Annotated in this window: 12 protein-coding genes; 10 read left to right on the forward strand and 2 right to left on the reverse strand. The window is 66.5% G+C overall.

Annotated elements, in window-relative coordinates; genetic code table 11:
- Positions 1-54: 54 nt before the first annotated feature.
- The 3 genes from rfaD to cysM all read left to right on the forward strand — a co-directional run bounded on the left by rfaD (position 55) and on the right by cysM (position 2,601).
- Positions 55-1,047: an ADP-glyceromanno-heptose 6-epimerase gene (rfaD, locus tag AC0KUR_RS25385; RefSeq protein ID WP_200088912.1), complete on the forward strand. Its 993-nt coding sequence runs from the start codon at positions 55-57 to the stop codon at positions 1,045-1,047.
- Positions 1,048-1,121: 74 nt separating this feature from the next.
- Positions 1,122-1,475, forward strand: coding sequence for a ComEA family DNA-binding protein (locus tag AC0KUR_RS25390; protein WP_034187431.1), 354 nt, complete (start codon positions 1,122-1,124; stop codon positions 1,473-1,475).
- Between the two features lie 223 nt (positions 1,476-1,698).
- Positions 1,699-2,601 carry a cysteine synthase CysM gene (gene cysM / locus AC0KUR_RS25395; RefSeq protein ID WP_034187432.1) on the forward strand — a complete coding sequence of 301 codons (903 nt, stop codon included), beginning with the start codon at positions 1,699-1,701 and terminating at the stop codon, positions 2,599-2,601.
- A gap of 79 nt (positions 2,602-2,680) precedes the next feature.
- Here cysM and mltB read toward each other — a convergent pair whose 3' ends face one another.
- Positions 2,681-3,904, reverse strand: coding sequence for a lytic murein transglycosylase B (gene mltB, locus AC0KUR_RS25400; RefSeq protein ID WP_473376559.1), 1,224 nt, complete (start codon positions 3,902-3,904; stop codon positions 2,681-2,683).
- Positions 3,905-4,073: 169 nt separating this feature from the next.
- Between mltB and AC0KUR_RS25405 the strand changes: the two genes are divergently transcribed.
- The gene (locus AC0KUR_RS25405; protein ID WP_034187434.1) at positions 4,074-4,997 is read left to right on the forward strand and encodes a histone deacetylase family protein; all 924 of its coding nucleotides are present in this window, start codon (positions 4,074-4,076) and stop codon (positions 4,995-4,997) included.
- Positions 4,998-5,033: 36 nt separating this feature from the next.
- Here AC0KUR_RS25405 and AC0KUR_RS25410 read toward each other — a convergent pair whose 3' ends face one another.
- Positions 5,034-5,954 (reverse strand): alpha/beta hydrolase, encoded by a 921-nt coding sequence (locus tag AC0KUR_RS25410; RefSeq protein ID WP_200088914.1) that lies wholly within the window; start codon positions 5,952-5,954, stop codon positions 5,034-5,036.
- Between the two features lie 218 nt (positions 5,955-6,172).
- Between AC0KUR_RS25410 and AC0KUR_RS25415 the strand changes: the two genes are divergently transcribed.
- The 6 genes from AC0KUR_RS25415 to AC0KUR_RS25440 form a co-directional block, all read left to right on the forward strand.
- Positions 6,173-7,207: a methionine ABC transporter ATP-binding protein gene (locus tag AC0KUR_RS25415; protein WP_034187436.1), complete on the forward strand. Its 1,035-nt coding sequence runs from the start codon at positions 6,173-6,175 to the stop codon at positions 7,205-7,207.
- Positions 7,197-7,850, forward strand: coding sequence for a methionine ABC transporter permease (locus tag AC0KUR_RS25420; RefSeq protein ID WP_006486982.1), 654 nt, complete (start codon positions 7,197-7,199; stop codon positions 7,848-7,850). The genes AC0KUR_RS25415 and AC0KUR_RS25420 overlap by 11 nt, the downstream gene beginning before the upstream one ends.
- 28 nt (positions 7,851-7,878) lie before the next feature.
- A complete protein-coding gene (locus tag AC0KUR_RS25425) occupies positions 7,879-8,673 on the forward strand; it encodes a MetQ/NlpA family ABC transporter substrate-binding protein (RefSeq protein ID WP_034187437.1) in 795 nt (264 codons plus the stop codon).
- Between the two features lie 227 nt (positions 8,674-8,900).
- Positions 8,901-9,650 carry an electron transfer flavoprotein subunit beta/FixA family protein gene (locus AC0KUR_RS25430; RefSeq protein WP_014897713.1) on the forward strand — a complete coding sequence of 250 codons (750 nt, stop codon included), beginning with the start codon at positions 8,901-8,903 and terminating at the stop codon, positions 9,648-9,650.
- Positions 9,651-9,666: 16 nt separating this feature from the next.
- Positions 9,667-10,602 carry an electron transfer flavoprotein subunit alpha/FixB family protein gene (locus AC0KUR_RS25435; protein WP_059557120.1) on the forward strand — a complete coding sequence of 312 codons (936 nt, stop codon included), beginning with the start codon at positions 9,667-9,669 and terminating at the stop codon, positions 10,600-10,602.
- Positions 10,603-10,700: 98 nt separating this feature from the next.
- Positions 10,701-11,275, forward strand: a 575-nt coding sequence (locus AC0KUR_RS25440; RefSeq protein WP_473376560.1) for an acyl-CoA dehydrogenase family protein, incomplete at its 3' end; no start/stop codon positions are given.

An 11,275-nucleotide genomic window follows, 5' to 3' on the forward strand; every position in this document is an offset into this window, starting at 1 on the left:
GCGGCGCGACGAGCGCGTCGCACGAGTGGCTCGCACTTTTCAGGCAGGACGATCATGACCCTCATCGTCACCGGCGCGGCCGGTTTTATCGGCGCGAACATCGTCAAGGCGCTCAACGAGCGCGGCGAATCGCGCATCATCGCGGTCGACAACCTGACGCGCGCGGACAAGTTCCGCAATCTCGTCGATTGCGAGATCGACGACTATCTCGACAAGACGGAATTCGTCGAGCGCTTCGCGCGCGGCGATTTCGGCAAGGTGCGCGCGGTGTTCCACGAAGGCGCCTGTTCGGACACGATGGAAACCGACGGCCGCTACATGATGGACAACAACTTCCGCTACAGCCGCGCGGTGCTCGATACCTGTCTCGCGCACGGCACGCAGTTCCTGTACGCGTCGTCGGCCGCGATCTACGGCGGCTCGACGCGTTTCGTCGAGGAGCGCGACGTCGAGGCGCCGCTGAACGTGTACGGCTATTCGAAGTTCCTGTTCGACCAGGTGATCCGCCGCATGCTGCCGAGCGCGAAGAGCCAGATCGCGGGCTTTCGTTATTTCAACGTGTACGGCCCGCGCGAGACGCACAAGGGGCGCATGGCGTCGGTCGCGTTCCACAACTTCAACCAGTTCCGCGCGGAAGGCAAGGTGAAGCTGTTCGGCGAGTACAACGGTTATGCGCCGGGCGAGCAGACGCGTGACTTCGTGTCGGTCGAGGACGTGACGAAGGTGAACCTGTTCTTCTTCGACCACCCGGAGAAGTCGGGCATCTTCAACCTCGGCACGGGCCGGGCGCAGCCGTTCAACGATATCGCGTCGACGGTCGTGAACACGCTGCGCGCGCTCGACAACCAGCCGCCGCTGACGCTCGCGCAGCAGGTCGAGCAGGGACTGATCGAATACGTGCCGTTCCCCGATGCGCTGCGCGGCAAGTACCAGTGCTTCACGCAGGCCGACCAGACGAAACTGCGCGCAGCCGGCTACGACGCGCCGTTCCTGACCGTGCAGGAAGGCGTCGACCGCTACGTCCGTTGGCTATCCGGCCAGGTTTAAACGCAGGCGTTGCGTCGCTAGACTGGGTCTCACGGTCGGCAGCCGCCGGCCGTTTTTCTTCGGAGATCCAGCACATGATCAGGAAATGGTTTGCCGCAGCGGTCATGCTCGGCGCAGTCGCGTCGGCCTGGGCGGCCGTCGATGTCAATACCGCGAGCGAGGATGCGCTCGTCGGCATCAAGGGCATCGGTCCGGCGCGGGCGAAGGCGATCGTCGATGAACGCGGCACGCGCGGTCCGTTCAGGAATGCGGAAGATCTCACCGCGCGCGTGAAAGGCATGGGCGGGCATATCGTCGAGCGGCTTCAGCAGGAAGGGCTGACGATCGGCGCGGCGGGCGCAGCCGGCGCGGCCGCGGCGCCGCCCGCCGCGGGCAAGCCTGCGGCGGCCAAGCCTGCAGCCGCGCCCGCCCGCACCGCACAGAAGTAACGCATCGCGCGCGACCGACAACGAGCTCCTTCAGCCGCCGTCGTCATGACGGCTTCCCGCGGCATGCCGCGGGTTTTTTGCGTGGGGGAGCGCGTGCGATACGGGGGGCGATCACGTGTCGCGCGGCATGCGTATTCCATCGTCGTAATGGGGGTTGCCGGCGCGAGCGGCGGTGCTGGTTTACAATCGATCGATTGATCGGCCTCGCACTGACGGTATATCCATGGCTTACAAAACTATCGAAGACACGATCGGCAATACGCCGCTCGTGCAACTGGTCCGCTTGCCGGACGACGAGATTCGCGCGCGCAACAACGTGGTGCTCGCGAAGCTCGAAGGCAACAACCCGGCCGGTTCCGTGAAGGATCGCCCGGCGCTGTCGATGATCAGCAAGGCCGAGGCACGCGGGCGCATCAAGCCGGGCGATACGCTGATCGAGGCGACCAGCGGCAACACGGGTATCGCGCTCGCGATGGCCGCCGCGATCCGCGGCTACAAGATGGTGCTGATCATGCCGGAAGACCTGTCGGTCGAGCGCCGCCAGAGCATGGCCGCCTACGGTGCCGAAATCATCCTGACACCGGTGAAGGGCGGGATGGAGCTGGCGCGCGATCTCGCGGACGAGATGCAGCGCGAAGGCAAGGGTGTGATCCTCGACCAGTTCGCGAACCCCGACAATCCCGTTGCGCACTACGAAGCGACGGGGCCGGAGATCTGGCGCGATACCGAAGGGCGCATCACGCACTTCGTGTCGGCCATGGGCACGACGGGCACGATCATGGGCACGTCGCGCTATCTGAAGGAACAGAACCCGGCGATCGAGATCATCGGCGCGCAGCCGGAAGACGGTTCGCGCATTCCGGGCATCCGCAAGTGGCCGGAAGCGTACCTGCCGACGATCTTCGATCGCAGCCGCGTCGACCGTGTCGAGAGCGTGAGCCAGGCCGCGTCGGAAACGATGACGCGCCGGCTGGCGGCGGTCGAAGGCATCTTCGCGGGCATTTCGTCGGGCGGCGCGTGCGAAGTCGCGATGCGCATCGCGCGTCAGGTCGAGAACGCGACGATCGTGTTCATCGTCTGCGATCGTGGCGACCGCTATCTGTCCACGGGCGTGTTTCCCGCCTGAACACGGGTTGGCGTGCGCCGCGCGCCAGCCATGTAAAAAGCGCCGCTCGTGCGGCGCTTTTTCTTTGGGCGGGCAGATCTTACTGCGACTGCGCGTCGTCGTCGTCGGCGGCCGGCTTCAGCGCGCCGCTCGCTTCCATCTGCGCCTTCACGGCTTCGCCGAGCTGGTACACGGTGAGCGCGTAGAAGAAGCTGCGGTTGTAGCGCGTCAGCACGTAGAAATTCTTGAGCCCGAGCATGTACTCGGTCGCGCGCCCCGGCGACGGCAGGTCGACCACGGTCACCGGCGTGCCGGCTTCGGTCGTGATGTTGACCGTCGGCTCGTTCAGCGTCATGCCCGCGCGCGTCAGTTGCGACAGCGCCCAGTGCGGCTCGGGCTGGCCGTCGGCGGCGGCCTGCGCAATGCCCAGGCTGCCCGTATCGGGCGTGATCTGCCAGACCACCGGCCGGTCGGTTTCCCAGCCGTGCTGCTTCAGGTAGTTCGCGACGCTGCCGATCGCATCGACAGGACTGCTGCGCAGATCGACGTGGCCCGTGCCGTCGAAGTCGACCGCATACTCGCGGATGCTGCTCGGCAGGAACTGCGGGATCCCGATCGCGCCCGTGTACGAGCCGAGCACGGTGGTCGGGTCGAGCTGGTTGTCGCGGGTCCAGACCAGGAAGTCCTCGAGGTTCTTGCGGAACGTTGCCTGGCGGCTGTCGCGATTCGGCGTGTCCGGATAATCGAACGTGAGCGTCGTCAGCGCGTCGAGCACGCGGAAATTGCCCATGTAGCGGCCATAGATCGTCTCGACGCCGATGATGCCGACGATCACCTCGGGCGGCACGCCGAACTGCTCGGACGCGCGCTGCAGCGTTGCCTGGTTCGCCTTCCAGAACTTCACGCCCGCGTTGATGCGGATCGGCTCGATGAAGCGCGAGCGATAGACGCGCCAGTTCTTGACCGTCGGCGACGGGGCCGGCTTCACGAGCTTGACGGCCGTCGCCGAGTAGCTGATGCGCGAGAACAGCGCATGCAGGCTCGCGGAGTCGAAGCCGTTGCGGCTCACCATCTCGTCGATGAAGGCGTCGACCTTGGCGTTGTTCGCATAACGCTGCGGAACAATTTCCTCCTCGAAGGTCTGGCCTTGCGGCAACGGCTGCTGCGGCTGGGCCTGGGCGACGAGCTTGCCGGCGGGCTTCGCCGGCTGCGTCTGCGCGCCGGCAGGCGCGGTGCCGAGGGCCGCGACGACAGCGGCGGCGACGAGCGGGACGCGGACACGGGACAGCGCGGAGAGGAGGGCGGCAGGCTTGCTGGAATTCATGTCGAAGCGGGCGGACAGGGCGATTGTGTTCGGCGCAGTATACCCGACGGATCCGGCGCGCCGGGGCGTGGCGGGCCCCCGTTGTGGTAAGTTAGCGGCGAATTCGCGGCAGACGATGGACATCATTGATGGAGACCTGCGGCGCACCGAGCGTCGTGGATGACAGCTTATGGCAACCGCTTTCTATACGCACCCCGACTGCATGCTGCACGAGATGGGGGAATGGCATCCGGAGTGCCCGGCCCGCCTGTCGGCGATCCAGGATCAACTGATCGCGAGCCGCATCGACGATCTGATCGTGCACGAAACCGCGCCGTTCGCGAGCGAGGTCGCGCTGGGTCGTGTGCATACGCAGGCGCACATCGATTACATCCGGAGCATGACGCCGGTCGACGGCTACGTCGAGATCGATCCCGATACGCTGATGAATCGCGACACGTGGCGCGCGGCGCTGCGCGCGGCCGGCGCCGCGATCGCGGCGACCGACGCGGTGATCGAAGGCCGCTATGCGAATGCGTTCTGCGGCGTGCGCCCGCCCGGCCACCACGCGGAGCCCGCCCGTGCGATGGGCTTCTGCTTCTTCAACAACGTCGCGATCGCCGCGCGGCATGCGCTCGACGTACACGGTCTCGAGCGCGTCGCGATCGTCGATTTCGACGTGCACCACGGCAACGGCACCGAGGCGGCGTTCGCGAACGACGAGCGCGTGCTGATGTGCAGCTTTTTTCAGCATCCGCTGTATCCGTTCTCCGGCGTCGATCACCAGGCGCCGAACATGGTCAACCTGCCGATGCCCGCGCGCAGCAACGGCATGGCGATCCGCGAAGCCGTCGACATGTTCTGGCTGCCGCGCCTCGACGCATTCAAGCCGCAGATGCTGTTCGTGTCGGCCGGCTTCGACGCGCACCGCGAGGACGACATCGGCAGCCTCGGCCTCGTCGAGGCCGATTTCGAATGGCTGACCGCGCAGATCGTCGACGTGGCGCGCCGGCATGCGCAGGGCCGCATCGTGAGTTGCCTCGAAGGCGGCTACAACCTGTCCGCGCTCGGGCGCAGCGTCGTCGCGCACCTGCGCGTGCTGGCCGGCATCTGATTCCCGACGCCTGACGGGCAGGACGTGCGGGCGCTCTTAGCGTGCCGGCACGCGCGCGTGAATCCACGCGATCAGCGCGTCGATCACGCGGTCGCGATCGAGATCGTTCATCGTTTCGTGGAAACCGCCTTCGTATAGCGTCAGCGTACGATCGGGCGAGCCGACGCGTGCGCCGAAGGCGCGGCTGCCGTCGGGTTCGGTCAGCTTGTCCTCGGTGCCGTGATAGACGAGTACCGGCACGCGCAGCGCGCCGCGGCCGCTTTCGATACGCGCCATCGCGTCGAGAATCTCCGCGCCGGTGCGCGCGGGCACCGCGCCGTGATGCACGAGCGGATCCGCGCGATTGGCCGCGACGACGGCCGGGTCGCGCGACAGCAGCGCCGCATCGATCCTGATCGCCGGGAAGGTCGGCCAGACGCGACTGATGACGCGGCTCACCGCGAGCATCCAGCGCGGCACGTCGCGCCCCGGCGCGAGCGCCGGGCTCGACAGCACGAGGCCCGTCAGCACATGGCCGCGGGCCGGCGCACGCTCGATCGCGTAGAGCGCCGCGACCGCGCCGCCCATGCTGTGTCCCATCAGGAACAGCGGCGCATTGCCGCGGGCGGCTTCGGCGACCAGCGCATCCGCATCGTTCAGGTATCCGTCGAAACGGTCGACCCACGCGCGCTGGCCGGGCGACTGGCCGTGCCCGCGCAGATCGATCGCGTGCACGTCGATGCCGGCCGCGTTCAGCCGGCCGGCGAGCGCGGCGTAGCGACCCGCGTGTTCGGCGAGGCCGTGCACGAGCGCGATCGTCGCGCGCGGCGGTGCCGTGCCGTCGCCGGCCGGCCAGCGGTACGACGCCAGTTCGAGCCCGTCCGCGGTACGCAGCCGGCCCATTGTCGGTGCGGGTGGCGACGCGGGCGCGGCACCGGCGATGGCGGGCGCGGCAGCCGGCGTGGTGGTAGCGGTCATCTGGCGTGTCCCCTGTTGGTTGGCATAGGTGTTCCGGATCATAGTCGCGGCCTTCGCGCGGCGGGCCAGCGGCGCCCCTCTAATTTCGTGTAGTTATGAAAAGATCGAAATCGATTATTAAGTGGAATGAGGGGTTTGCGGTAAAATCGCCGGCTATTCCAGATGCATCGGCGGCCGACTGGCGGGCCAACTCGCCGGCCGGCCGCCGTTTTGTTTACATGATCGAATTACGCAATCTTTCGCAGCGTTTCCCCGGGCCGAGCGGCTGGGTCGAGGCGTTGCGCAACGTCAACCTGACGATCCCGCAGGGCGAGGTGTTCGGCATCATCGGCCGAAGCGGCGCCGGCAAGAGCACGCTCGTGCGCACCATCAACCTGCTCACGCGGCCGACCGAAGGCAGCGTCGTCGTCGGCGGGCGCGATCTCATGCTGCTGCCGGCGGGCGCGCTGCGCGAGGCGCGCCGCGAGATCGGCATGATCTTCCAGCACTTCAACCTGCTGTCGTCGCGCACGGTGTTCGACAACGTCGCGCTGCCGCTCGAGCTGGCCGGTGCGAGCCGTGCCGAGATCGAGGCCGCCGTGCTGCCGCTGCTCGACCTCGTCGGGCTGTCCGCGCAGAAGGACCGCTACCCGTCGCAGATCAGCGGCGGGCAGAAGCAGCGCGTCGGCATTGCCCGCGCGCTCGCGAGCCAGCCGAAGGTGCTGCTGTCGGACGAAGCGACGTCCGCGCTCGATCCCGAAACCACGCGTTCGATCCTCGATCTGCTGAAGCGCATCAACCGCGAGCTCGGCCTGACGATCGTGCTGATCACGCACCAGATGGAAGTGATCAAGCAGGTATGCGATCGCGTCGCGGTGCTCGATGCCGGGCGCGTGGTCGAGGAGGGCCGCGTGATCGACGTGTTCCTGCAGCCGCATCATGAGGTGACGCGCGCGCTGATCGGCGACGTGATCGCGCAGGAACTCCCGCCCGCGCTGAAGGCACGCGTGGCCGAGCGGCTGAAGACGGGCAGCGGGCACCTGCTGCGGCTCGCGTTCACGGGCTCGGGGGTCGACCAGCCGATCCTGTCGGAGACGATCCGCCGGTACGAACTCGATTTCAACATCCTGCACGGCCAGATCGACGAGATCCAGGGGCAGGCATTCGGTTCGCTCGCGGTGCTCGCGGGCGGCGAGCCGGGCAAGGTCGGGCAGGCGCTCGCGTTCCTGCGCGAGCAAGGTGTGGTGGTAGAGGAGCTTTCGTATGTTGAGTGAGATGTTCGATATGTTCGTGCAGTCGTTCTGGGAGACGCTGATCATGGTCGGCATCTCCGGAGCGGTCGGCGCGCTCGTCGGCCTGCCGCTCGGCGTGCTGCTCTACCTGACCGATCGCCAGGGCGTGCTGCAGAACCTCGCGGTGAACCGCGTGCTCGGCGGCATCGTGAATGCCGTCCGCTCGACGCCGTTCATCATCCTGCTGGTCGCGGTGATTCCGTTCACGCGTCTCGTCACGGGTTCGTCGATCGGCACGGCCGCGGCGGTCGTGCCGCTGACGCTCGCGGCCGCGCCGTTCATCGCGCGTCTCGTCGAGACGGCGTTGCGCGAAGTCGACCGCGGGCTGATCGAGGCCGCGCAATCGATGGGCGCGACCACGTCGCAGATCGTCTTCAAGGTGCTGTTGCCCGAATCGCTGCCGGGCGTCGTCGCGGGCCTGACGATCACGTTCGTGTCGCTGGTCGGTTACTCGGCGATGGCGGGCGCCATCGGCGGCGGCGGGCTCGGCGATCTCGGGATCCGCTACGGGTACCAGCGCTATCTGCCGGAAGTGATGTGGACGGTCGTCGCGATCCTGATCGTGTTCGTGCAGATCGTCCAGTCGTTCGGCGACTGGCTCGTGCGCCGGCTGAGCCACAAATAAGATCAAACCGGTCCGTAAGGGGGACACGATGCAACGACGTTTCATGCTGAAGTTCGCGGCGGCACTGGGTGCGGCCGCACTGTTCGCGGGCGCGCACGCGCAGGCCGAAACCATCAAGGTGGGCGTGACGGGCGGACCGCACGCGCAGATCATGGAAGTGGTGAAGAAGGTCGCGGCGAAGAGCGGCCTCGATATCCGTATCGTCGAATTCTCCGATTACGTGCAGCCGAACGCCGCGCTCGCGTCGGGCGACCTCGACGCGAACAGCTACCAGCACGATCCGTATCTGCAGGCGCAGGTGAAGGATCGCGGCTACAAGCTGATCAAGGTCGCGGATACCGTGACGTTTCCGATGGGCATCTATTCGAAGCGCGTGAAATCGCTGGCCGAACTGAAGCCGGGCGCGCGCGTCGCGGTGCCGAACGACCCGACCAACGGCGGCCGCGCGCTGCTGTTGCTGCAGAAGCAGGGGCTGCTGAAGCTGCGCGCGGATGCGGGGCTGAAGGCGACGCCGCTCGACATCGTCGACAATCCGCGCAAGCTGAAGATCGTCGAGCTCGATGCGGCGCAGATTCCGCGCTCGCTCGGCGACGTCGACGCGGCCGCGATCAACACCAACTACGCGATGGAAGCGGGGTTGAAACCGAATCAGGATGCGATCGCGATCGAGGGCCCGAACGGCCCTTACGCAAACATTCTCGCGATTCGCGACGCCGACCGGAACAAGCCGTGGGTCGCGAAACTGATCGCGGCCTATCATTCGGCCGACGTGAAGCAATTCATCGAGGGCAAGTTCGGCGGGGCGGTCATCGCCGCCTGGTGACGGGCGGAGGACGGACGCCCGGCGGGATTAGAGTCGATGATCGAAAACCCGGGCTTTGCGTCCGGGTTTTTTCTCTTTTAAAATAGAACGACCGTTCGCTATCATTGGCGCGTCGCCAAGAAGCGGTATCCTCGACAGCCACGATGGATGGGTCCGCTTGGCCGCGCAGTCATGAGGCCTCGCTATAGAATGGCCTCTGGTCGTATTCGTAACTTTGGAGCGTGTGCATGAAAATCCTGGTGCCAGTGAAAAGAGTGGTCGATTACAACGTGAAGGTCCGCGTGAAGTCGGACAACACGGGCGTCGACATCGCGAACGTGAAGATGTCGATGAATCCGTTCGACGAAATCGCCGTTGAAGAAGCCGTGCGCCTGAAGGAAGCGGGCGTCGCGACCGAAGTGATCGCGGTGTCGGTGGGCGTGACGCAAGCGCAGGAAACGCTGCGCACGGCGCTGGCGATCGGCGCGGATCGCGCGATCCTCGTCGAATCGAACGACAGCGTCGAGCCGCTGGCCGTCGCGAAGATCCTGAAGGCGCTGGTCGACAAGGAGCAGCCGCAGCTGGTGATCCTCGGCAAGCAGGCGATCGACGACGATTCGAACCAGACGGGCCAGATGCTGGCCGCGCTGGCCGGCCTGCCGCAAGCGACGTTCGCGTCGAAGGTCACGATCGCGGACGGCAAGGCAACGGTTGCACGCGAAGTCGACGGCGGCGCGGAAACGCTGTCGCTGACGCTGCCGGCGGTCGTGACGACCGACCTGCGCCTGAACGAGCCACGTTACGTGACGCTGCCGAACATCATGAAGGCGAAGAAGAAGCCGCTGGAAACCGTGAAGCCGGAAGACCTCGGTGTGGACGTCGCGCCGCGTCTGAAGACGCTGAAGGTGGTCGAGCCGCCGAAGCGCGCGGCCGGCGTGAAGGTGCCGGACGTGAAGACGCTGGTCGAGAAGCTGAAGACCGAAGCCAAGGTGCTGTAAGAGGGAGCGGAAAGAAATGACGATTCTGGTGATTGCAGAACACGACAACGCGTCGATCAAGGCCGCGACGCTGAACACGGTGGCGGCGGCAGCGAAGATCGGCGGTGACATCCACGTGCTGGTCGCGGGCCACAATGCACAAGCAGCGGCCGACGCGGCAGCGAAGATCGCAGGCGTGTCCAAGGTGCTGCTGGCCGACGCGCCGCAACTGGCCGAAGGCCTGGCGGAAAACGTCGAGGCAACCGCGCTGAACATCGCGAAGGACTACTCGCACATCCTCGCGCCGGCCACCGCGTACGGCAAGAACATCGCGCCGCGTATCGCCGCGAAGCTGGACGTCGCGCAGATCTCCGACATCACGGCGGTCGACAGTGCCGACACGTTCGAGCGCCCGATCTACGCAGGCAACGCGATCGCGACGGTGCAGTCGAGCGACCCGATCAAGGTCATCACGGTGCGTGCGACGGGTTTCGATCCGGTGGCAGCGGAAGGCGGCAGCGCAGCGGTCGAGAAGATCGAAGCGGCGGCGGATGCCGGCAAGTCGCAGTTCGTGAGCCGTGAAGTGACGAAGCTGGACCGTCCGGAGCTGACGTCGGCGAGCATCATCGTGTCGGGCGGGCGCGGTCTGGGCAGCGGCGAGAACTACACGAAGGTGCTGGAGCCGCTGGCCGACAAGCTGTCGGCGGCACTGGGCGCATCGCGCGCGGCAGTCGACGCCGGCTACGTGCCGAACGACTACCAGGTCGGCCAGACCGGCAAGATCGTCGCCCCGCAGCTGTACATCGCGGTCGGCATCTCGGGTGCGATCCAGCATCTGGCCGGCATGAAGGATTCGAAGGTGATCGTCGCGATCAACAAGGATCCGGAAGCGCCGATCTTCAGCGTGGCCGACTACGGCCTCGTCGGCGATCTGTTCTCGCTGGTGCCGGAGCTCGTGAGCGAGCTCGGCTGACGCGGCGTGACGCTTCAGCGTTAAGCACACGGGAAAAGGGGCGCGCCGAGCGCCCCTTTTTTTACGCCATTGACAAAAGAGAGAAGAGGAGACGCGCCATGAGTTATGTCGCCCCCGTCAAGGACATGCTGTTCGTGCTGAAGGAACTCGCGGGCATCGACGCCGTCGCGCAGTTGCCGGGCTTCGAGGATGCCGGTTACGACACGGCGCAGGCCGTGCTCGAGGAGTCCGCGAAGTTCTGCGGCGAGGTGCTGGCGCCGCTGAACGTCGAGGGCGACCGCCACCCGAGCAGCTGGAAGGACGGTGTGGTGAGCGCGACGCCGGGCTTCGGCGACGCGTTTCGCCAGTTCGTCGAAGGCGGCTGGCAGGGGCTGCAGCATCCGGCCGAGTACGATGGCCAGGGGCTGCCGAAGCTGATCGCGACGCCGTGCATCGAGATGCTGAACGCCGCGAACCTGTCGTTCGCGCTGTGTCCGCTGCTCACCGACGGCGCGATCGAGGCGCTGCTGACGGCCGGCACCGACGAGCAGAAGCAGCGCTACGTGCCGAAGCTGATCTCGGGCGAATGGACCGGCACGATGAACCTGACCGAGCCGCAGGCGGGCTCCGACCTCGCGCTGGTGCGCTCGCGCGCCGAGCCGCAGGGCGACGGCACGTACAAGGTGTTCGGCAC

This window comes from Burkholderia sp. YHN3-13, from assembly GCF_055810675.1.